Origin of the sequence: Novosphingobium endophyticum (assembly GCF_014640675.1) — a bacterium.
GTDB classification, from domain to species: domain Bacteria; phylum Pseudomonadota; class Alphaproteobacteria; order Sphingomonadales; family Sphingomonadaceae; genus Novosphingobium; species Novosphingobium endophyticum.
Window position 1 is genome coordinate 52,138 of record NZ_BMHK01000014.1, and the last position, 19,282, is coordinate 71,419.

Annotated in this window: 25 protein-coding genes; 11 read left to right on the top strand and 14 right to left on the bottom strand. The window is 64.0% G+C overall.

The features are described 5' to 3' along the window. Positions 1-28: 28 nt before the first annotated feature. The 3 genes from IEX32_RS11675 to IEX32_RS11680 all read right to left on the bottom strand — a co-directional run bounded on the left by IEX32_RS11675 (position 29) and on the right by IEX32_RS11680 (position 3,664). Positions 29-772 (bottom strand): LytR/AlgR family response regulator transcription factor, encoded by a 744-nt coding sequence (locus IEX32_RS11675; protein ID WP_268236740.1) that lies wholly within the window; start codon positions 770-772, stop codon positions 29-31. After that, positions 765-2,054, bottom strand: a complete 1,290-nt coding sequence (locus tag IEX32_RS20695) for a sensor histidine kinase (RefSeq protein WP_229736335.1) — start codon at positions 2,052-2,054, stop codon at positions 765-767. Before IEX32_RS20695 ends, IEX32_RS11675 begins: the two co-directional genes overlap by 8 nt. Positions 2,055-2,140: 86 nt before the next feature. After that, positions 2,141-3,664 (bottom strand): fumarate hydratase, encoded by a 1,524-nt coding sequence (locus IEX32_RS11680; protein WP_188771698.1) that lies wholly within the window; start codon positions 3,662-3,664, stop codon positions 2,141-2,143. Positions 3,665-3,883: 219 nt separating this feature from the next. On the opposite strand from IEX32_RS11680, the gene IEX32_RS11685 reads away from it, so the two are divergent. The 5 genes from IEX32_RS11685 to IEX32_RS11705 all read left to right on the top strand — a co-directional run bounded on the left by IEX32_RS11685 (position 3,884) and on the right by IEX32_RS11705 (position 7,362). Next, entirely contained in the window at positions 3,884-4,498 is a 615-nt protein-coding gene (locus tag IEX32_RS11685; RefSeq protein ID WP_188771700.1) for a protein-L-isoaspartate O-methyltransferase family protein, read from the top strand. A gap of 5 nt (positions 4,499-4,503) precedes the next feature. Continuing rightward, a complete protein-coding gene (locus IEX32_RS11690; protein WP_373285442.1) occupies positions 4,504-5,958 on the top strand; it encodes a TolC family outer membrane protein in 1,455 nt (484 codons plus the stop codon). A 71-nt stretch (positions 5,959-6,029) separates the two neighbouring features. Then, positions 6,030-6,479 carry a DUF2497 domain-containing protein gene (locus IEX32_RS11695; RefSeq protein WP_188771702.1) on the top strand — a complete coding sequence of 150 codons (450 nt, stop codon included), beginning with the start codon at positions 6,030-6,032 and terminating at the stop codon, positions 6,477-6,479. A 65-nt stretch (positions 6,480-6,544) separates the two neighbouring features. Then, complete coding sequence (locus tag IEX32_RS11700) at positions 6,545-6,976, top strand: acyl-CoA thioesterase (protein WP_188771704.1); 432 nt, start codon at positions 6,545-6,547, stop codon at positions 6,974-6,976. Beyond that, a complete protein-coding gene (locus IEX32_RS11705; protein ID WP_188771706.1) occupies positions 6,973-7,362 on the top strand; it encodes a (2Fe-2S) ferredoxin domain-containing protein in 390 nt (129 codons plus the stop codon). Before IEX32_RS11700 ends, IEX32_RS11705 begins: the two co-directional genes overlap by 4 nt. A 9-nt stretch (positions 7,363-7,371) precedes the next feature. Here the strand turns inward: IEX32_RS11705 and IEX32_RS11710 are convergent, their stop codons facing one another. Then, positions 7,372-7,665, bottom strand: coding sequence for a hypothetical protein (locus tag IEX32_RS11710; protein WP_188771708.1), 294 nt, complete (start codon positions 7,663-7,665; stop codon positions 7,372-7,374). A 138-nt stretch (positions 7,666-7,803) separates the two neighbouring features. Between IEX32_RS11710 and IEX32_RS11715 the strand changes: the two genes are divergently transcribed. Genes IEX32_RS11715 through xth form a run of 3 tightly spaced genes read left to right on the top strand, consistent with a single transcriptional unit; the run spans position 7,804 to position 9,441 of the window. Next, positions 7,804-8,229 carry a CBS domain-containing protein gene (locus IEX32_RS11715; RefSeq protein ID WP_188771709.1) on the top strand — a complete coding sequence of 142 codons (426 nt, stop codon included), beginning with the start codon at positions 7,804-7,806 and terminating at the stop codon, positions 8,227-8,229. A gap of 57 nt (positions 8,230-8,286) precedes the next feature. Further along, complete coding sequence (locus IEX32_RS11720) at positions 8,287-8,619, top strand: HesB/IscA family protein (protein WP_188771711.1); 333 nt, start codon at positions 8,287-8,289, stop codon at positions 8,617-8,619. A gap of 48 nt (positions 8,620-8,667) precedes the next feature. Next, positions 8,668-9,441 carry an exodeoxyribonuclease III gene (xth, locus tag IEX32_RS11725; protein ID WP_188771712.1) on the top strand — a complete coding sequence of 258 codons (774 nt, stop codon included), beginning with the start codon at positions 8,668-8,670 and terminating at the stop codon, positions 9,439-9,441. Positions 9,442-9,456: 15 nt separating this feature from the next. Here the strand turns inward: xth and IEX32_RS11730 are convergent, their stop codons facing one another. The 10 genes from IEX32_RS11730 to IEX32_RS11775 all read right to left on the bottom strand — a co-directional run bounded on the left by IEX32_RS11730 (position 9,457) and on the right by IEX32_RS11775 (position 15,930). Continuing rightward, positions 9,457-10,086: a cell wall hydrolase gene (locus IEX32_RS11730; RefSeq protein WP_188771713.1), complete on the bottom strand. Its 630-nt coding sequence runs from the start codon at positions 10,084-10,086 to the stop codon at positions 9,457-9,459. Between the two features lie 191 nt (positions 10,087-10,277). Next, positions 10,278-10,610, bottom strand: a complete 333-nt coding sequence (locus IEX32_RS11735; RefSeq protein WP_188771714.1) for a DUF1491 family protein — start codon at positions 10,608-10,610, stop codon at positions 10,278-10,280. Positions 10,611-10,613: 3 nt separating this feature from the next. After that, positions 10,614-11,102, bottom strand: a complete 489-nt coding sequence (locus tag IEX32_RS11740) for a PaaI family thioesterase (RefSeq protein ID WP_188771770.1) — start codon at positions 11,100-11,102, stop codon at positions 10,614-10,616. Next, on the bottom strand, positions 11,092-11,553 hold the full coding sequence (locus tag IEX32_RS11745; RefSeq protein WP_188771715.1) for a PTS sugar transporter subunit IIA: 462 nt from the start codon (positions 11,551-11,553) through the stop codon (positions 11,092-11,094). Before IEX32_RS11745 ends, IEX32_RS11740 begins: the two co-directional genes overlap by 11 nt. Before the next feature lie 126 nt (positions 11,554-11,679). Then, positions 11,680-12,249 carry a ribosome hibernation-promoting factor, HPF/YfiA family gene (gene hpf / locus IEX32_RS11750; RefSeq protein ID WP_188771717.1) on the bottom strand — a complete coding sequence of 190 codons (570 nt, stop codon included), beginning with the start codon at positions 12,247-12,249 and terminating at the stop codon, positions 11,680-11,682. A gap of 25 nt (positions 12,250-12,274) precedes the next feature. After that, positions 12,275-12,958, bottom strand: coding sequence for a DNA polymerase III subunit epsilon (gene dnaQ / locus IEX32_RS11755; RefSeq protein ID WP_188771719.1), 684 nt, complete (start codon positions 12,956-12,958; stop codon positions 12,275-12,277). A gap of 52 nt (positions 12,959-13,010) precedes the next feature. Next, positions 13,011-13,610, bottom strand: a complete 600-nt coding sequence (coaE, locus tag IEX32_RS11760) for a dephospho-CoA kinase (RefSeq protein WP_188771721.1) — start codon at positions 13,608-13,610, stop codon at positions 13,011-13,013. Then, complete coding sequence (locus IEX32_RS11765; protein ID WP_188771722.1) at positions 13,607-14,479, bottom strand: shikimate dehydrogenase family protein; 873 nt, start codon at positions 14,477-14,479, stop codon at positions 13,607-13,609. The genes coaE and IEX32_RS11765 overlap by 4 nt, the downstream gene beginning before the upstream one ends. Continuing rightward, positions 14,476-15,060, bottom strand: coding sequence for a Maf family protein (locus IEX32_RS11770; protein ID WP_188771723.1), 585 nt, complete (start codon positions 15,058-15,060; stop codon positions 14,476-14,478). The genes IEX32_RS11765 and IEX32_RS11770 overlap by 4 nt, the downstream gene beginning before the upstream one ends. 24 nt (positions 15,061-15,084) lie before the next feature. Continuing rightward, the gene (locus IEX32_RS11775; RefSeq protein WP_188771771.1) at positions 15,085-15,930 is read right to left on the bottom strand and encodes a pyruvate, water dikinase regulatory protein; all 846 of its coding nucleotides are present in this window, start codon (positions 15,928-15,930) and stop codon (positions 15,085-15,087) included. Positions 15,931-16,269: 339 nt separating this feature from the next. Between IEX32_RS11775 and hemE the strand changes: the two genes are divergently transcribed. From hemE to rho, 3 genes are all read left to right on the top strand, one after another. After that, positions 16,270-17,307, top strand: coding sequence for a uroporphyrinogen decarboxylase (hemE, locus tag IEX32_RS11780; RefSeq protein WP_188771724.1), 1,038 nt, complete (start codon positions 16,270-16,272; stop codon positions 17,305-17,307). A gap of 39 nt (positions 17,308-17,346) precedes the next feature. Further along, on the top strand, positions 17,347-17,790 hold the full coding sequence (locus IEX32_RS11785) for a CopD family protein (RefSeq protein WP_188771725.1): 444 nt from the start codon (positions 17,347-17,349) through the stop codon (positions 17,788-17,790). Positions 17,791-18,011: 221 nt separating this feature from the next. After that, the gene (gene rho, locus IEX32_RS11790) at positions 18,012-19,268 is read left to right on the top strand and encodes a transcription termination factor Rho (RefSeq protein ID WP_188771726.1); all 1,257 of its coding nucleotides are present in this window, start codon (positions 18,012-18,014) and stop codon (positions 19,266-19,268) included. Positions 19,269-19,282: the final 14 nt, after the last annotated feature.

Consider the following 19,282-nt stretch of genomic DNA (forward strand, 5'->3'; position numbering starts at 1 on the left):
TACCCATCCGGGCATTTCCAAACAGTTCTCAGCGCCCCGCCATCTTCTTGACGGCCGGCAGGTAGGTACGGCCGATGCGCAAGGCATCCCCATCCCCGGTTTCGGCGGACCAGACGCCCAGGCCCTCGTGCCTCAGGCCGGTAACATGGTCGCGGCGAAGGATGGTGCTGCGATGGATACGGATGAAGCGCGCCGGATCGAGCTTCTGTTCAAGGCTGGTGATGGTCTGGAGCAGGAGATAGCTCTGTCCCGGCACATGGAGCCGCACATAGTCGCGCTCGGCATCGATGCGGTAGACATCGCTCGCCGGAATGCGCACCAGCTCCGACCGGTATGGCACCCAGAATTCCTCGAGCCACTTGCTTTCGGTCATGGTGCGCTCCCCGCGCCGCGCCATGACGCGGCCGATCGCGCGTTGCAGCCGGTCCGGCGCGACGGGCTTCAGCACATAGTCGACGGCATCGAGGTCAAAGGCCTCGACGGCGAATTCATCGTGCGCCGTCACGAAGATCACGGCCGGTGCATCGGGCTTTCCGCCCAACCTGCGGGCGACGGCAAGGCCATCGGTTTCGGGCATGGTCAGGTCCAGCAACACGACGTCGGGCTTCAGCGCGTCGATCAGGCGCAGGCCGGCCTCCCCGTCACTCGCGGTGCCGATCACGATAATGCCATCCATCCGCGCGCAGATGACCTGCATGCGCTCGACCGCGAGCGGCTCGTCGTCGACGATCAGCGTCCTGAGGGCAGCGCCCCCTCCGGCAATCTCACCCACGTCCCAGCTCCAACGGCATTCGCAGAATGGTGGAGAAGCCCCCTTCGGGCTGCTCACCGTATGCGAGGCTGGCGGCCTCGCCGTAGCGCGCGCGCAGGCGATCGCGCACGTTGGCCAGACCGATGCCGCAGCCTGGCGCCTTTCCCGTCCCCACACCGGGCCCGTCATCGGCGACGCAAACCACCAGTTCGTCTCCTTCCCGGCGGGCCGCGATCGAGATCGTCACTGGCCGCTGCGTGGCGGCGACCGCGTATTTGACCGAGTTCTCGACAAGCGGCTGGAGGATCATACCCGGCACCATCGCACCGACCACGGCCTCGTCAATATCGATCTTCGTCAGCAAGCGGTTGGGAAAGCGCACGGCCTCGATCGCGAAGTAGAGCTTCTGCAACTCGATTTCCTCGGCGAGCGGCAGATCGTTCGTCGGGTCACCCGAAAGCGTGTGGCGGTAGAAGTTCGAAAGCGTCTGAATCATCGCCTCGGCGTCATCCTGCCGCCCGGTCATCACCAGCGCCGACAGCGAATTGAGCGTGTTGAACAGGAAATGCGGATTGACCTGATAGCGCAGCGAACGCAGCTCCGCCGCCTCGGCCGCCCGGCGATATTCGCCCTCCCGTCGCTCGGCCGCCCGCGCCTCCTCCGCCTTGGCGAGGGCGAAGTAGAGCGCCACCCAGGCCAACACCAGGAAGTAGCGCCCGAACGCGGTGTCGGCGATGCCCACCCAGCGCTTGTACTCCTGGCCTTCCGACTTGCCGGTGTGGATGGTTATCGCGGACTGCCCATCCTCGGTCGTGCCGGGCCGCACTTCCACATCGGCGGCGCCGGGAGGCGCGCCGGTTTCCCCTTCCGCCGGCGATCGCGAAAGGTCGGGCAGGTCCACGAGGATATTGCCTGCCTCGTCGCGCCTGATCCGGACATTGCCCGTCTCCACCGTGGCCGAATTCTCATCCTCGGCCATCTTGGCCATCTCGATATCGGCGAAGATCGTGTCGTTGATCACGCTGAGGACGACGGCAAGCGGCAGCGCGCCGATCAGAACGACAGCAAGACGCACGCCCGCCGACTTGCGATCCAGCATCTGCAGCAGCGGCCAGACCGCCGCCATCACAAGCATCGAGAGAATGCAGATCGTGAGCCGGCGCGAGACTATCGGCCAGGCAAAGTCGAAACCGATGACCACGCCGCGCAGGGTGGCGACCAGGAAGTAGCACGCCCACAGCGCCGCGAGCGAGAGCAGGACCAGCCGCGCGGGAACCCTCGGTTCGATGGGAACATCCTTCATAACCGGTCGGAATAGCGCGAAAGTTCCCGCCCGCGCCAGTTCTTCGGTCGGCGTGAATGCATCGTTCGTCGAAAGGGCGGCGCGGCTTACTCCGCCAGCAGCGATTCCCTGGCGATCTTTTCCTTCCAGACCAGCGGCGCGAGCTGGTGGACGTTCTGCCCTTCCGGGTCGACCGCGACGGTCACAGGCATGTCCTCCACGGTGAACTCGTAGATCGCCTCCATGCCCAGATCCTCGAAGCCGACGATTTTCGCCTCCTTGATCGCGCGCGCCACGAGATAGGCGGCACCGCCCACCGCCATGAGGTAGGCCGACTTGTGTTTTGCGATGGATTCGGTGGCCGCCGGGCCGCGCTCGGCCTTGCCGACGCAGGCGAGCAGGCCCTGATCCAGCATCATGTCCATGAACGTGTCCATGCGCGTGGCCGTGGTGGGACCGGCCGGGCCGACCACCTCGTCGCGCACCGGATCGACCGGGCCGACGTAATAGATCACGCGGCCCCGGAAATCGACGGGTAGCTCCTCGCCCTTGGCCAGCATGTCCTGGATGCGCTTGTGCGCGGCGTCGCGGCCGGTGAGCATCCTGCCGTTGAGCAGAAGACGGTCGCCCTGCTTCCAGCTGCGCACCTCCTCGGCCGTCAGCGTGTCGAGATTGACGCGTTTGGCCGCACTGTCCGGCGCCCAGTGTACTTGAGGCCATTCGTCGAGCCTGGGCTTCTCGAGGAAGCTCGGGCCGGAACCGTCGAGCGCGAAATGCGCGTGGCGGGTAGCGGCGCAGTTGGGGATCATCGCCACCGGCTTACCCGCGGCGTGGCATGGCCAGTCCATGATCTTGACGTCGAGGATGGTCGAAAGACCGCCCAGCCCCTGCGCGCCGATGCCGAGCGCATTGACCTTGTCGAAGATCTCGATGCGCAGCGCCTCGACGTCGTCGCGCGGCCCGCGCGCCTTGAGCTGCGCCATGTCGATCGGCTCCATCAGGGCCTTCTTGGCAAGGTAGACGCAGTGCTCGGCCGTGCCGCCGATGCCGATCCCGAGCATACCCGGCGGACACCAGCCGGCGCCCATCTGCGGCAGCATCTCGAGCACCCAGTCGACGATCGAATCGCTGGGGTTCATCATCTTGAACTTGGACTTGTTCTCCGACCCGCCGCCCTTGGCCGCGACATCGACCGAGACTTTGGAGCCGGGCACCATCTCCACGCGCAGCACGCACGGGGTATTGTCCCTGGTGTTGCGGCGCGTGAACGCGGGGTCGGTCAGAACCGAGGCGCGCAGCTTGTTTTCCGGGTTATTGTAGGCCCGGCGCACGCCTTCATCGACGACTTCCTGGAGGGACTTGTCCGAGTCCAGCCGGCAATTCTGGCCCCATTCGACGAAGACGTTGACGATGCCGGTGTCCTGGCAGATCGGCCGGTGCCCTTCGGCACACATGCGGCTGTTGGTGAGGATCTGCGCGATGGCGTCCTTCGCCGCCGGCCCCTGCTCCGCGTCATAGGCCTCACCGAGGGCGCGGATGTAGTCCATCGGGTGATAATAGCTGATGTACTGCAGGGCGTCGGCGACACTCTCGATCAGGTCGTCTTCGCGGATTGTCACCAAATCGGCCATGGAAATGCGCTCCCGGTTACGCGGATACCTTGAATTTCGCTGGCTCCCATAAGACGGGACAAAGGGATCGTCAAAGCGCCGCGATCAATCGACCGGCGTATTGTCAAAGCGCTTGGCCTGAATGGCACCTTCGCTTAGAAGGCGCCGCACAATTTGCCGAATTTGCGAGCCATCGATCGTCAGGTCATCGGCCTCGCACGCATGAGGGAACAGTTCGCAATGACCTTGACCGAGGATCGGTCCGCTTCCGCAACCCCCAGCCCCATGAACCCGGCGCGGCGCGCCATGATCGAAAGCCAGCTGCGCACCAGCGGCGTCAACGAACCCTGGGTGCTGAAGGCCATAGGCGGCGTGGCGCGCGAGGATTTCGTGCCGGGGAGCATGCGCGATGCGGCTTACATCGACCGCGCGATCCCGCTGGGCGAGGGCCGCTTTCTGGCCGCGCCGCTGGTTCATGCGAAGATGCTGGCCGAAGCCGAACCGAACCTGAAGGACAGGGCGCTCCTGATCGGAGACGGAGACGGGTATCTCGCCGCGCTGCTGCGTCCGCTGGTCGGTTCGCTCGACGCGGTCGCACCGGCCGATGCCACGGCGATGGCCGGCGAAGGCAGCTACTCGCTGATCGTGATCGACGGCGCGGTGGAGGAACTTCCCGCAAGCCTGGCAGGCCAACTCGCGACCGATGGCCGCCTTGTCACCGGCCTTATGGTCCGCGGTGTCCCGCGCCTTGCCGCTGGCCGCAAGGCCGCCGGCACCATTTCGCTGCTTCCGCTGGCCGAACTCGGCATTCCCGCTCTTCCCGAATTCGCGGCCCCGAAGCGCTGGAGCTTCTGAGCGGGATGCGACACGTGGGGGGACGTGCCCGGCTGCTGGCAGGCATGGCCTGCGTCGGACTGGCGCAGGCGCCCGCCGCGCATGCCGACACCCTGCGTGAAGCGCTGATCCTTGCCTATCAGACCAACCCATCGCTTGAAGCGGCGCGCGCGGGGCAGCGCGCCACCGATGAGAGTGTGCCCATCGCAAGAGCATCGGGCCTGCCCAGCGTCAGCGCCGACGTCAACTACACCGAATTCGTGAAGCGCAGTGCCAACTCCTTCAGCAGCCCGGAACGCGCCCTGAGCGCAGGCACCGACCTGAGCGTTCCGGTCTATTCCGGCGGGGCGGTAAAGAACCGGATCAAGGCGGCGAAGTACCGTGTCGAGGCGGGGCAGGCGGACCTGCGGGCAACCGAAAGCTCAATCTTCTCGGCCGTCGTCGCCGCCTACATGGACGTGATCCGCAACGAGGCTATCGTCGGCCTCGGCCGCAATCAGGTGGACGTGCTCCAGGTCAACCTCCAGGCCACCAGCGACCGTTTCGAGATCGGCGACCTGACCCGCACCGACGTCGCCCAGTCGCAGTCGCGCCTAGCGCTTGCACAGAGCGACCTGCTCACGGCCGAGGCAAATCTCGCCGCCGCGCGCGAGACCTATATCCAGCTCGTCGGCAAGGCGCCCGAGAGGCTCGAGCCGCCCCCGCCGCTGCCTAACCTGCCGGAGAGCCCGCAGCAGGCTGTCGTCCAGGCGCTCGAATACAATCCCGATCTCATCGCCGCCCGCGAGCGTACCAGGGCAGCCGAGAAGGACATCGACGTCGCGGGAGCCGGACGCTTGCCCAGGGTCAGCCTCTACGCCTCGGGCGGCTACAACGACTATTTCGGTACGCTCGGCGGCAACGTCTCGGCGGACATCGCGCAAACCGAAAAGACCGCACAGGCCGGCGCTTCAATCTCGATACCGATCTTTCAGGGCGGTCTGCCCGCCGCCCAGCGCCGTCAGGCGCAGGCGCAGGCCTCCGCTGCCCTGGAAACGGAAATCGCGATCGAGCGCGACGTCATCGCCCAGGTGCGCGCGGCCTACAGTTCATGGCTCGCCTCGAAGGATCTGATCGAATCGAACCAGATCGCGGTCGATGCCGCCCGGCTCAGCCTCGAAGGCGTGCGCGCCGAGAACACCGTCGGAAACCGCACGATTCTCGACATTCTCGATGCCGAGCAAGAACTGCTCAACGCCCAGGTGCAGCTCGTGACAGCGCGCCGCAACGCCTATGTCGCCGGGTTCGCCCTGCTGGCGGCGATGGGCCGAGCCGAAGCCCGCGATCTCAATCTGGATGGCGGCACGCTCTATGACCCCGAGGTCAACTACGAGCGCGTCAGGGACAAGATCTTTGACTGGGACGACGATCCGGCTCCGGTCGCCAGGTCTACGCGCACCGTTGACACGCCGGTGCAGGACGGAGACATTCCGCAGCAATGAGCGCGCGGGCCGAATCGGGACAGCCGAAACGTGCGCGCTCAGGTCAGGGGCGTTCGAAAGGGGCAAGCGTCATGCGTCAGGGCAGTGAACCGTCGGTCGAGGAGATTCTCCAGTCGATCAAGCAGGTGATCGCGCGCGACAACCGTGCCGGTGCCCGAATCGAGCGCAACCGCCGCGCCACCGAAGGGGTTATCGGAGACGAGCCGGCCGAAGAGGACGACGTGCTCGAGTTGGCGGAAGCCGCCGAACTGGAACCCGACGCGGACGACGACGATGAGAATCCGACTCTGGTTCAGCCGGAGACGCGCAATTCCATGCGCGAATCGCTTGCCGCGCTCGCAATGCTGTCCGAACCCGGCGCGCCGCCGCAGATCGTCCGGTCCGGCGAAACGTCGCTTGAGGCGCTGACGCGCGAACTGCTGCGCCCGGCCCTTGCGGAATGGCTCGAAAAGAACCTGCCGCCACTTGTCGAGCGTATGGTCGCGGCCGAAATCTCGCGGATCGTCGGCAAGAAGGGCTGAGTACCGGCGGTCCGGACGGGCCTGTGGTCTGGACCTCTGACCAGTCCCACCCTACCTGACCAAGCATGGCCAAACCCGATCCAGCGCTGCTCGACCCCGCGCGCTATCCATTTTCCTGCACGATCGAAACGCGTTTCAGCGACCTCGACGTCAATATGCACATCAACCACGTGGCGCTGGCCGGCATGGTCGAAGACGGTCGTGTCCGGTTCCATCAGAAGATCGGGTACAGCGATCTCCTGGTGAACCAGTCCTCGATGGTAGCCAACCTCCAGGTCGATTTCCTCGGAGAGGGCCAGTACCCCGCCGCGATCGCCGTGCACAGCGCGGTAGGCGAGGTCGGCCGGACCAGCCATCGCATCATCAACCTCGTCACGCAGGACGGTCGGTTAATCGCCCTGGCGCAAACGACGATCGTCGCCGTTGGCCCGGATGGCCCCAGCCCCCTGCCGGATCGCTTCAGGCAGGCCATCCCGCAATGGATGCTGCGCGCATGAGCACGTTCGAAAAGCAGCTCGAGCAGGCGCGCGAGGCGCTGGCGAAGGCGGGGGGCAGCGGCATCCGGCGTCACATCTTCATCTGCGCCGAACCGCAGAAAAGCGAATGCTGCTCGCCTGAAAAGGGGAAGGCGGCCTGGAAGTACCTAAAGAAGCGGCTCAAGCAGCTCGGTCTCGACGGACCCAGGTCGGACACGCGGGGCGGGATTGCCCGGACCAAGGCCGATTGCCTGCGCATCTGCGCCGTCGGCCCGGTCGCGGTCGTCTGGCCGGACGGGGTCTGGTATCATTCCTGCACCGAGGAGGCGCTCGAACGGATCATCCAGGAACACCTGATCGGCGGCAAGCCGGTGGAGGACTTCCGCCTGCGTCCGCCGGGCGACTGAACGCCGCCGTCAGCGGTTCAGCTCATCCTCCAGGGGATCGATGATCGAATCGTCGTGTCCCGTTCCGCTTGACAGGAACACGAGGCCCATCAGCGCGGATGCCAACAGCATGGTGAACCCGATGCCCAGCGCGGTCGCGATGTAGAGGTGGACCGAAACCATCCCGTTCGAACGGTACAGCACGCTGATCGCCACCACCACCAGCGCAACGGTTGTCGCCATCATCCAGCGCATGATGCGCCGAAACCTGCCCCAGGCATGCGCGGCATTGGCCGGATCTTCGAGCGGGGAATGCGGTATCATCTCAGCCCATGTGTGCGCTGGCTGATACGATCGCAAGGGCCTTCCGCCCGGTCGCCCGAGGAATCTGCCGAAGTGGCTAGCGGCCGGCTTCTGTGATATTCTCTGCGAGGCAACAGCCAGAACAGGGAGAGTACGACGATGACGATCGGGCGGATTATCGAAGGTCGCGAGGCTGTCCTGACCTGCCAGATCTCGAACACGGTAAGCGAAGCCACCGGAATACTTGCCGAACGCCGCATCGGCGCCCTGCCGGTGTTCGATGGCGACACCCTCGTCGGGATGTTCTCGGAACGCGACGTGATCTACCGGCTGCACGAGATCGGACCGGATATTCTGCAACGGCCCATCGGCGAAGTGATGACCGCGCCGGCGGTCACCGTCGAGCCCGAAACGCAGGTCATGACCGCCCTGGCGCTGATGACGCGCCGCCGCATGCGCCATCTGCCGGTCATGCAAGGTGGCCGCATGATCGGCCTCGTGTCGATCGGGGATCTGGTGAAGTACCGGATCGAAAAGGTCGAATCCGAAGCCGCCGCGATGCGCGAGTATATTCAGATGGCATGACGGCCCGCGTAGCGTCGTCCCTTGCCGCGCCCGACCGGGAGGCTTACATCGGCGGGCATGGAGCAGAAAACCCCGACACTCAGCCCTTCGGCCGCCGCGCGCGTGGCCGCCATTGCCGCCAAACAGGGCAAGGCCGCCATCCTTCGCCTTTCGGTCGAAGGTGGCGGGTGTTCCGGCTTCCAGTACAGGTTCGGCCTTGCCGACGACCTTGAGGTGGAGGATTCGGTGACGGAAACTGACGGGGTGAAGCTCGCGGTTGACCCGGTAAGCCTGGATCTGGTGAGCGGCTGCATCGTCGATTACGTCGAATCGCTGGGCGGCGCGGCATTCCGGGTCGAGAATCCCAATGCCGCGGCAGGCTGCGGCTGCGGGTCAAGCTTCAGCGTCTGAACCGGCTTTCGGCTTGACGAACGGGCGTCCGGCTGACGACAAGGCGCCATGAAAATCACAAGCTTCAATATCAACGGCGTCAAGGCACGCCTGCCCCGCCTGCTCGAATGGCTCGAGGAGACGCGGCCGTCCGTCGCGTGCCTGCAGGAAATCAAGTGCCAGGACGAGAGCTTCCCGATCGGTGAGTTCGAGAAGCTCGGCTACCGGGGCATCTGGCATGGCCAGAAGGGCTTCAACGGCGTCGCCATCCTGGCCGACGGCGAAGCGCCCGTCGAAGTCCAGCGCGGCCTTACCGGCGAACCCGAGGACGACCACTCACGCTATCTTGAAGCCAATGTCTTCGGCCTGCGCGTGGTGTGCATCTACCTGCCGAACGGCAATCCCGTTCCCGGACCCAAGTTCGATTACAAGCTGCGCTGGATGAAGCGCCTGCGCGAACGCATGGCCGCCATCGCGGCCGAGGAAGTTCCCGCCATCGTCACCGGCGATTTCAACGTGATCCCGACCGACCACGATGTCTGGTCACCCGCCGCGATGGCCGCCGACGCGCTGATGCAGCCGGAATCGCGCGACGCCTATGTCCGGCTGCTCGGCGATGGCTGGACCGACGCGCTCGCCATCCACAACCCGCGCGGCGGCGTATGGACCTACTGGGACTATCAGGCCGGCGCATGGCAGCGCGATCAAGGCTTTCGCATCGATCACGCGCTGCTTTCTCCCGAGCTGGCGGACCGCCTGGTCGCCTGCGGCGTCGACAAGGCGCATCGCGGGCGGGAGAGGGCCAGCGACCATGCCCCGATCTGGGTGGAACTGCGGGACTGATCAGCCCCGCCGGCATCACCGATAGAAGATGTGGTTGTCCACTTGCGTGAGGCGCGTCAGGCGCCAGCCGGGCGAAACGCGCGCGGCGTGGAAGAACAAGGCGCCCTTTGCCGGGCTGGTCCAGCTGCTCTCAACCGCGATACGGGCGATTGCCACGGCGCGTTTCCAGTCCTTCGAGCCCTCGCGAATGCTGGGCATGCGGTTGCCGCGGATGAAGGAGAACTGCGAGCGCTGGTAGACGACGCCGCAGTAAGTCGACGGGAAGCGCCCGGATTCGGTACGATTGATGATCACGCGGCCGACAGCGAGCTGACCTTCCAGCGATTCGCCGCGCGCCTCGAAATAGATGGCGCCGGCAAGGCAGCGCATTTGCTCGTCGAGTGTCTCGGGCATCGCCTGCTCGCCGACCAGTTCGGCCAGCGAGGCCGGCTCGCCAGGGCTGCCTTCGTCGGCAGCTGCTTCCGCCGCCTCAGTGACGAGGGGCTGGACAACCGGCTCGGAGACGAATGTTGTCGGGGCCTGCGGTTTAGCCAGGATCGGAGCGATTTCCGATGGGGCTGCGCCCGACCCCTGGGCGCTGAATAATGCGGTTGTTACTGTTGCGGCCAGCGCTGCCACGCTCGCCCATTGTACCTTGGTTCGCATTCGGACTTTGTCAAAAGCGGTGAACCCATCCGACACAGGTGCAAACAGAAGGCCCGACCGGGCCTTTTCTTTCTGTCCACGCCTGCCGACGATTCCCCGTCTGCGTGCTAGCCGGGCAGACCTTATTGCCCCCCCGCCGCTTCCGCGTCTGCGGGGGGCCCATACCTTGCATTCCTTGCAAGTCAACCGCGTTAATCAGAATATCCGATAAAGCGCTCGGCCTCCGCGACGTCCAGTTCGACAACCCAGAGATCCCGATCCTGGCTGATGCGGCGCTCGATGAATGCCGAGATCGCCCGCGAATCGTCAGTTTCCTGCTGTCTCGAGCGGCACCAGGAGCGCGTGCCGTCGAGTTGCGGCATCCGCTCGAAAATTCGCGGATTCCCGCCCTTTTCGGTGAGCACGAGCATTATCGTCCCGGCGTCGCGTTCACCTTTGTTGAGAACGGTGGCGAAACCTCCCTCTGCCTGAACCCGGCGAATCAGCCCGGCCACTTCAAGATGCGCGGGGAGACGCTGTTCCATCGGTCAGGGCGCCGTGCCGGAATAGCCCGGCAGACTGGAAAGCGGAATGCGCGAGCGCATGAAAGTGCCGGTGCCGCGGCCGACTTCGTCGCCCTCCTCGTCTACCAGGCGTGACTCGGCCACCAGGACCCGCCGGCGACCACTGACCCAGCGCCCTTCGGCGACCACCGTGCCGCCGCGTATCGGCTTGCTGAGGAGCAGATTGAAGGAGGTGGTCAGCAGGAAGCGATCGGTAATCAGCGTGTTCGCCGCATAGAACGCCGCATCGTCCAGCATCTTGAAATAGATCGTCCCGTGCGCGGCGCCGGCGGCATGGAAACAATCGGGCTCGACGTCAAAAGTGATGCGCGACAGGCCCTCGCCGAGGATTTCCAGCCGGGAACGGAACATCCGGTTGACCGGCGCGGAGGCGTAGAGTCCTTCCAGCGCGCGCCAGTGCAGGCCGGCCCCGACGGCGTCCAGGTCGCCTCCGGGGGTAGCGTCAGGCGGCATCGCGATCGATGACATTGCTCAGAAGGCTGTACAGAACTTCCGGTCCCCGCGCGGCAATAAGCTCCTCATGCATACGCTCGTCGCGCATCATCCGTGAAATCGCGGCGAGCGCGTGAAGGTGCGCGGCACCCGCACCCTCGGGAGAAAGCAGGCCGAACACGAGATCCACCGGCATGCCGTCGGCCGAATCGAACTCGACCGGCGCCTCGAGCCGCATGAACGCGGCAACGGGGCGTTTCAGCCCTTCAATGCGCGCGTGCGGGATCGCGATGCGGCGGCCGAAACCGGTACTGCCAAGCTCCTCGCGCTCGACCATCCGTTCCAGAACAGCGTCGCGATCCAGATCGTAGACTTTCGCGAAAAGGCTGGCGAGTTCGCCCATGATGAGATCCTTGCTGCCCACGGCGGCTGTCGTGACCGCCTCAGGCAGCAGAGTAAAAAGACCGTTCATTTGTCGATTTCTGATTCTGGTGACCGGTTGACAACTAAAAATTGCACCCGGCTCCCGGTAAAACCGGGAGCCATCGTTTTTCCCTTAGATCAGGAATCCAAGCGCCGGCGAAATCGCCGTTCGGCATCAATGGGGTTCGACCCAGCCGATCGACCCATCGCCGCGGCGGTAGACCATATTATGGCGGCCAGTTCCAGCGTTTTTGAAAAACAACGCCGTTGTGTTGCGCAAGTCGAGCATCATGACCGCGTCCGAAACCGTGGCTTCGGGAACGTCCACGCGGGTTTCCGCGATCACCACCGGGGCGTCGGCATCGAACTCTTCAGTTTGCTCGACCGGCAGTTCCTCGAAGATGGTGTAGGCGGCTTCTTCCACGGCCAGGGCATGCGCCACCTGTTCGTGGCGATCCTTGATGCGACGCTTGTACCGGCGCAGCTGCTTGTCGATCTTTTCCGCGGCCTGATCGAGCGCCAGGTGAGCATCGTGTGCCAGACCCGTCGCCTTGAGCACGAGGTTCTGCATGACGTGCATGATGATGTCGCATCGGAATGCGCCCGCCGGCGCTTTCCCGAATGTCACCTGCGAGGACAGGGCGCGATTGAAATACTTATCGACGATACTGGTAAGGCGCTCACCCACATGGGCCTGAAGGGCTTCACCTGTATCGACCTGGTGACCGGAGACGCGGATATCCATGGGCGTATTCTCCTCATATTGAAGTTCAGGCACCCCAAAGCGGGGTATCGACCGACTTGAGAAACTCCGCGTGAGCAGCAAGCTCCGCGTCGGTGGCCGCGTGGGTACGCGGTTGGCGGAAAGGCCTCTCCTTTCGTTCGAGGACCTTCGTTTGCGCCACGATCTCGACGGATTCGGTGCAAAGTTCGAGGCCGATCTGGCGGCCTCCGCGAAGTTCGACGTAGACCTGCGCCAGCAGCTCGGCGTCGAGCAGGGCGCCGTGTTTCGTGCGATGGCTGCGATCGATCCCGTAGCGTGTGCAGAGCGCGTCGAGCGAAAGCTTGGCACCCGGATGACGGATCTTGGCGAGCGCCACCGTGTCGACCATCCGCTGACGGTCGACTTCCGGATGGTCGCAGCACGTCAGTTCGAAATTGATGAAGGCGAAGTCGAACCCGGCGTTGTGGGCCACCATCGGGCTGTCCTCGATGAAGTCGAGGAATTCTCCGGCGCGTTCGGAAAAGAGCGGCTTGTCGGCAAGGAACGCGTCGGAAAGCCCATGCACCGCCTCGGCCTCGGCGGGCATTGTCCGCTGCGGATTGAAATAAGCGTGAAAGGTGCGACCAGTCAGCACCCGGTTGACCATTTCCATGCAACCGATCTCGACCATCCGGTCACCGTTCTTGGGGTCGAAGCCCGTCGTTTCGGTATCGAAGATGATCTCTCTCATCACTTTTCATATCTGCCTGCCAGGCCCGGTACGCAAGGCCTGTGAGTGGAAATTATGCGCTACCCAACGCGGCCACGATACCGGCCACCTGATCGCGCGTAGCGGCAAGGCTGGTGCCGGTGTCGATCACGAAATCGGCGCGCGCCCGTTTTTCCGCATCGGGAACCTGAAGCGAAAGGATCTGCTCGAACTTTTCCGCGGTCATGCCCGGCCTTGCCAGGACGCGTTCGCGCTGCATTTCCGCCGGGGCGGACACGACGGCCACGGCGTCCAGGCCCTGTCCCCCGCCTTTTTCGTAAAGAAGAGGAATATCCATTACAATCAATGGCTTATTATCATTTTCCGCAAGGAATTTCCGGCGTATGTCGGCGACCGCGGGATGGACGATGGCCTCAAGCAGGGCGAGTCTGTCCCTGTCGCCGAACACCGCCGCGCCGAGCCTGGCACGGTCGACTCCCTGCGATCCCGTGGTGCCGGGAAAGGCTTCCTCGATCGCGGGAAGCAGTGCCCCGCCCGGACCCTGCAGCTCGTGCACCGCCGCGTCCGCGTCGAATACCGGAACCCCCATATCGCGCAGCATCTGCGCCACGGTCGACTTGCCCATGCCGATCGAACCGGTGAGTCCGAGAATCCGTGGCCGGGTCGCGTTCATTTGAGCAGGATCTCCCGCAACTCCGCGTCCGAGTCGCGCGGTGGGGACTGGCCGAAGAAAAGCTCGAAAGCGACCGCCGCCTGGCCGATCAGCATGGAAAGACCGTCCACCGTCTCTAGCCCGGAATCGCGCGCCTGCCTGAGCAACGGCGTCTCCAGCGGGCTGGTGACGATGTCATAGACCACGCTGGCGGGCGGGACGTGACTGAAATCGAGATCGAGCGAAGGCTGTCCGGTCATGCCCAGCGGACTGGCGTTGACGACCAGATCCAGACAACCGGCGCGATCGTCGAAGGCAAAATCGGTCGGCTCTGCGAAATGCCGGATGTCGACGGCGTGGTGATCCGGCCCGGGCGCGAGCTCCTCGAGAAGGGCGCGCGCCTTTTCGGGGTCGCGGCCCGCCAGGACAATCACGAAACCTTCGGCGGCAAGCGCGGCCACGATTGCCCGAGCCGCGCCGCCTGTGCCGAGAACGCGGGCCATGCGAAACAGGTGCGGCTTGCCGAGCCGTTCGCGCAGCGGCTCGAGGAACCCCAGCGCATCGGTGTTGAAACCGCTCAAGGTCCCGTCAGCCTCTCCGATCACCGTATTCACCGCGCCAATACGCGTCGCGAGAGGATCGAGCCGGTCGAGCATGGGAATGATCGTCTGCTTGTGCGGCATGGTGACGTTGCACCCGCGCCAGTCATCGTTCGTGCGACGACGGGCGAGGTAATCGGCAAGTTCGTGGGATAGCACAAGACAGCGGTCATAGCGCGCCGCGATGCCGAGCTTCTCCAGCCAGAACGTATGGATCGCCGGCGATTTCGACTGGGCAATGGGATCGCCGATCACTTCGGCGAAGCGTGTCCCCGGCGGCGAGAGGTTCACTGTTTCATGGCTCCCAGATTGCGCAGCGCCGCCTGGACCTTGAGTAGCGGCATTCCGAGGATGGTGAAATAGTCGCCTTCGACCTTTTCGAACAGCTGTACCCCGCGCCCTTCGAAACGGAACACGCCGACGCAGCCTGCCACTTCGGGCCATTCGGCATCGAGATATTCCCCGATGAACGTGTCGGACAGGGCAGCCACATGCAGTTCCGCAAGCCCGCTACCAGACCAGATCACTTCACCCTCGCGCGCCAGTGCGGCGGCGCTGTGCAGCTTCATCGCCTTGCCGGAGAAGAAGCGCAAGTGCTCCGTCGCGGCCTCGCGCGTATCGGGCTTGTCGAAGCGAAACCCTTCGCAAGTGACGAGCGAATCGCTTCCCAGCACCAGTTCGCCCGGCGCCTTTTGCGAGACCGCGATTGCTTTTGCCTTTGCGAGGGCCAGCGCCACTTCGTCCGGCGGTGCGGCGCCAAGTTCGGCCTCTATCCCGCGTTCGTCGATGCGGGCCGGCTGCGTGCGAAAAGGAATGGCCGCCGCCTCGAGCATGGCGCGACGCGAGGCGCTTTGGGATGCGAGAATGATCATTTTTGTGCTTGTTTTTCCGCAATTTCAGATCGGCTTCGCGCCTATGGGATCCTTCGCGCCGGCAGCCTTGCGCTCATTGTAAAGATTGATGATCGCTGCCGCCGTCTCCTCGATCGAACGGCGTGTGACATCGATGACCGGCCAGGAATTGTCCGCGAAGATACGACGCGCGAACTTGACTTCGCTCTCCACCTTCTCGGCCTGGACATAATCGGTATCGGGGGACTGGCTCAGCGAAAGCAGGCGATTGCGACGGACCTGGATCAGACGTTCGGGCGCCGTGGTCAGACCCACGACCATCGGGTGGCGCAAGCCGAACAGGGCCGTGGGCGGGGGACTTTCCACGACGATCGGAATATTGGCGACCTTGTAGCCCCGATTTGCGAGATAAATGCCGGTTGGTGTCTTCGAGGTGCGCGAAACACCGGCCAGAACGATGTCGGCTTCCTCCCAGTCCTCCCACGCCATGCCGTCGTCATGGGCAATGGTATACTGGATGGCGTCGACGCGCGCGAAGTAGGCTTCGTCGAGCCGGTGCTGCCGACCCGGACGGCCCTTCGCCTCCTGCCCCAGATGCGCCTCGAGCGCATCGGTGACGCCATCGAGCACGGCAAGGGCAGGCAGCCCCAGCGAATGGCAGCGCTCCTCGAGCCGGCTGCGTGTTTCCTCGTTGACCAGCGTGAAGAAGACAAGCCCGGGGTTGGCCGCAATCTCGCCCATGATCCGGTCGAGGTGCTGCTGCGAGCGGACCATCGGCCAGAAATGGCGAAGCACGTCGCTGTCGTCGAACTGGGCAAGTGCGGCCTTGGCAATCATCTCCAGCGTCTCGCCGGTGGAATCCGATAAGAGGTGGAGATGAAATCGCGCCATGAAACGGGTCTCGCGAAGGTCCTTGCGGGCGGCCTGTGGATATGCACCGGCATAAACCACGGGAGCATTCCGGTGACAACTCGCGCAGTCGATTCCGTCCCCATCCTCCTGAATCCAGCTGGCGACTTGTGGACAGGGCGAGACTGCGTTCCACAGCCTGGGGATAAGGCGCAAAAGGATTGCTTGACCGTGACTCCAACCGGATTCGGGTGCGCACTTCACCCTGTTCATGCCGGGACAAATCAGGCATTGGGCCACTGTCCCCGCTATCCACAGGACCAACAGACTCCATCATCCTATTATAAAATCTTCAATTATTTTGATTGGACGTGAATCGCGATGCCCGGCCTTCTCCTGAACACACTGCGCGGTGAGAACACGAGCTCCCGTCCTGTCTGGCTCATGCGGCAGGCAGGCCGCTACCTTCCCGAGTACCGGGAGCTGAGGGCCAGCAAGGGAGGCTTTCTCGCGCTGGTCTACGATAGCGATGCAGCGGCCGAGATAACGCTTCAGCCGATCCGCCGTTTCGGCTTCGACGGCGCGATCCTCTTCTCCGATATCCTGATCGTTCCTTACGCCATGGGTCAGGACCTGCAATTCCTTACGGGCGAAGGGCCGAAGCTGACGCCGCGCCTTGTCGATCATGCACTGGACGCGCTGGTGGCCGTGCCCGAAAGGCTTGCCCCCATCTATGAAACTGTTGCGAAGGTCCGCGGCCTCCTCGATCCCGACAAGACCCTGTTGGGCTTTGCAGGAAGCGCCTGGACCGTCGCGACGTACATGGTCGCCGGCGAGGGGAGCCGCGACCAGCACGAGACGCGCGCCATGGCCTATCGTGACCCTGCGGCCTTCCAGACGATCGTCGACGGGATCGTTGCCGTCACGGTGGAATATCTCTGCGGCCAGATCGAAGCCGGCGCCGAAGCCATCCAGCTTTTCGATTCCTGGGCCGGCAGTCTTGCCCCGGCGCAGTTCGAGAAATGGGTGGTGGCGCCCAATGCGCGGATTGTCGAGCAGGTGCGGACCCGCCACCCGGACACGCCGATCATCGGCTTTCCGAAGGGCGCGGGTGAGAAGCTGGCGGCCTATGCGCGCGAGACGGGCGTGGACGCGGTCGGCATAGACGAGACGATCGATCCGCTCTGGGCCGCGCGCGAGCTTCCCGCGAACATGCCGGTGCAGGGCAATCTCGATCCCCTGCTGCTGCTTTCCGGCGGGAATGAACTGGAACGCCAGACGCTTGCGGTGCTTGATGCCTTTGCCGCGCGTCCCCACGTATTCAACCTCGGCCATGGCATCGGTCAGTACACACCGATCGCGCATGTCGAGCAACTGCTGTCGACCGTTCGCGCCTGGCAGCGTCTGGCGTATGTCTGACTAATGAGGAGGGCGCGGCTTTCGCGCCGCAGTTGACGCATGGAGCAGATTTTGCAGACCACCTACCTTTGGCTGAAAGCGGGTCATGTTATCTTCGTGATTTTCTGGATGGCGGGCCTGTTCATGCTGCCGCGTTACTACGTCTATCACCAGGAAGCGCCGGCCGGTTCCGAGGAGGAAACCCGGTGGATCGATCGCGAGAACAAACTGCGCAAGATCATCCTCACACCCTCGCTGATCATGGTCTGGGTCTTTGGTATCGCGCTTGCCACGGCCATGGGATTCTGGAGTTCCGGATGGCTTCACGCCAAGCTGCTCTTCGTGCTGGGGCTTTCCGCCTATCATGGCTGGCTGGTGAGCTACGGCAAGAAGCTGGCGAAAGGCCAGCGTCCGCTCACCGGCAAGAAACTGCGCCTGCTCAACGAGGTACCGGGACTGGCCGTCGCGGTCATAGTGGTGCTTGCCGTCGTCAAGCCCTTCTGAACCTTCGCTGCTCGCCGGCGGCCGTCCGCCGCGCAAACAGCGCGCGCTGTCCCGGTTTGTTCGCCGCTTGCACGTGATGCGTTGACCCCATGCCGTCCAGCGCTTATCTGGACGGTGTTCCGGCATTGTGCTGCGACGTCCGTTCGTCAGTCCGGATCTGCTTTCCCCAAGCCCATCGATCCGCCGGCCTTTCTCATTTTTCCATCCGGAATCCATACAAGATGCATCTGAAAGAACTCAAGAAGAAGACCCCGGCTGAACTCGTCGAGATGGCCGAAGAAATGGGTGTCGAAGGCGCCTCGACCATGCGCCGCCAGGATCTGATGTTCGGTATCCTCAAGGAGGTTGCCGAGGACGGCGAGGAGATCGTCGGCCAGGGCACCATTGAGGTCCTTACCGATGGCTTCGGCTTTCTGCGCAGCCCTCAGGCGAATTATCTCGCCGGCCCCGACGATATCTACGTTTCGCCCAACCAGGTCCGCAAATGGGGCCTGCGCACCGGCGATACCGTCGAAGGCGAGATCCGCGCGCCCAAGGACGGCGAGCGCTATTTTGCCATCACCAAGCTCATCAGCGTCAACTTCGACGATCCCGACGTCGTTCGTCACCGCGTCAATTTCGACAACCTGACGCCGCTCTATCCGGACCAGCGCCTCAAGCTCGACACCCTCGATCCCACGGTCAAGGACAAGTCGGCCCGCGTGATCGATCTCATCAGCCCCCAGGGCAAGGGCCAGCGCGCGCTGATCGTGGCCCCGCCGCGTACCGGCAAGACCGTGCTGCTCCAGAATATGGCCAAGGCCATCACGGACAACCACCCGGAAGTCTTCCTCCTTGTCCTGCTCGTCGACGAACGGCCGGAGGAAGTCACCGACATGCAGCGCTCGGTGAAGGGCGAAGTCATCTCCTCGACTTTCGACGAGCCTGCCAGCCGCCACGTCCAGGTTGCCGAAATGGTGATCGAGAAGGCCAAGCGGCTCGTCGAGCACAAGCGCGACGTGGTGATCCTGCTCGACTCGATCACGCGTCTTGGCCGCGCCTACAACACCGTCGTTCCCAGCTCGGGCAAGGTGCTGACCGGCGGTGTCGATGCCAACGCCCTGCAGCGGCCCAAGCGCTTCTTCGGTGCCGCGCGCAACATTGAGGAGGGCGGCTCGCTTTCGATCATTGCCACCGCGCTGATCGACACCGGCAGCCGCATGGACGAAGTCATCTTCGAAGAGTTCAAGGGCACCGGCAACTCGGAGATCGTGCTCGACCGCAAGGTGGCCGACAAGCGCATTTTCCCGGCGCTCGATGTCGGCAAGTCCGGTACGCGCAAGGAAGAACTGCTGGTGGCCAAGGACCAGCTCAGCAAGATGTGGGTGCTTCGCCGGATTCTCATGCAGATGGGAACCATCGACGCGATGGAGTTCTTGCTGGACAAGATCAAGGACTCCAAGACCAACGAGGACTTCTTCGCGACCATGAACCAGTAAACGGGGCACATCGT

Coding starts and splice junctions, on each gene's coding strand:
- IEX32_RS20695 (WP_229736335.1), bottom strand. CDS start 2,054: ATGAAGGATGTTCCCATCGAACCGAGGGTTCCCGCGCGGCTGGTCCTG.
- IEX32_RS11680 (WP_188771698.1), bottom strand. CDS start 3,664: ATGGCCGATTTGGTGACAATCCGCGAAGACGACCTGATCGAGAGTGTC.
- IEX32_RS11685 (WP_188771700.1), top strand. CDS start 3,884: ATGACCTTGACCGAGGATCGGTCCGCTTCCGCAACCCCCAGCCCCATG.
- IEX32_RS11690 (WP_373285442.1), top strand. CDS start 4,504: ATGCGACACGTGGGGGGACGTGCCCGGCTGCTGGCAGGCATGGCCTGC.
- IEX32_RS11695 (WP_188771702.1), top strand. CDS start 6,030: ATGCGTCAGGGCAGTGAACCGTCGGTCGAGGAGATTCTCCAGTCGATC.
- IEX32_RS11700 (WP_188771704.1), top strand. CDS start 6,545: ATGGCCAAACCCGATCCAGCGCTGCTCGACCCCGCGCGCTATCCATTT.
- IEX32_RS11705 (WP_188771706.1), top strand. CDS start 6,973: ATGAGCACGTTCGAAAAGCAGCTCGAGCAGGCGCGCGAGGCGCTGGCG.
- IEX32_RS11710 (WP_188771708.1), bottom strand. CDS start 7,665: ATGATACCGCATTCCCCGCTCGAAGATCCGGCCAATGCCGCGCATGCC.
- IEX32_RS11715 (WP_188771709.1), top strand. CDS start 7,804: ATGACGATCGGGCGGATTATCGAAGGTCGCGAGGCTGTCCTGACCTGC.
- IEX32_RS11720 (WP_188771711.1), top strand. CDS start 8,287: ATGGAGCAGAAAACCCCGACACTCAGCCCTTCGGCCGCCGCGCGCGTG.
- xth (WP_188771712.1), top strand. CDS start 8,668: ATGAAAATCACAAGCTTCAATATCAACGGCGTCAAGGCACGCCTGCCC.
- IEX32_RS11730 (WP_188771713.1), bottom strand. CDS start 10,086: ATGCGAACCAAGGTACAATGGGCGAGCGTGGCAGCGCTGGCCGCAACA.
- IEX32_RS11735 (WP_188771714.1), bottom strand. CDS start 10,610: ATGGAACAGCGTCTCCCCGCGCATCTTGAAGTGGCCGGGCTGATTCGC.
- IEX32_RS11740 (WP_188771770.1), bottom strand. CDS start 11,102: ATGCCGCCTGACGCTACCCCCGGAGGCGACCTGGACGCCGTCGGGGCC.
- IEX32_RS11745 (WP_188771715.1), bottom strand. CDS start 11,553: ATGAACGGTCTTTTTACTCTGCTGCCTGAGGCGGTCACGACAGCCGCC.
- hpf (WP_188771717.1), bottom strand. CDS start 12,249: ATGGATATCCGCGTCTCCGGTCACCAGGTCGATACAGGTGAAGCCCTT.
- dnaQ (WP_188771719.1), bottom strand. CDS start 12,958: ATGAGAGAGATCATCTTCGATACCGAAACGACGGGCTTCGACCCCAAG.
- coaE (WP_188771721.1), bottom strand. CDS start 13,610: ATGAACGCGACCCGGCCACGGATTCTCGGACTCACCGGTTCGATCGGC.
- IEX32_RS11770 (WP_188771723.1), bottom strand. CDS start 15,060: ATGATCATTCTCGCATCCCAAAGCGCCTCGCGTCGCGCCATGCTCGAG.
- IEX32_RS11775 (WP_188771771.1), bottom strand. CDS start 15,930: ATGGCGCGATTTCATCTCCACCTCTTATCGGATTCCACCGGCGAGACG.
- hemE (WP_188771724.1), top strand. CDS start 16,270: ATGCCCGGCCTTCTCCTGAACACACTGCGCGGTGAGAACACGAGCTCC.
- IEX32_RS11785 (WP_188771725.1), top strand. CDS start 17,347: ATGGAGCAGATTTTGCAGACCACCTACCTTTGGCTGAAAGCGGGTCAT.
- rho (WP_188771726.1), top strand. CDS start 18,012: ATGCATCTGAAAGAACTCAAGAAGAAGACCCCGGCTGAACTCGTCGAG.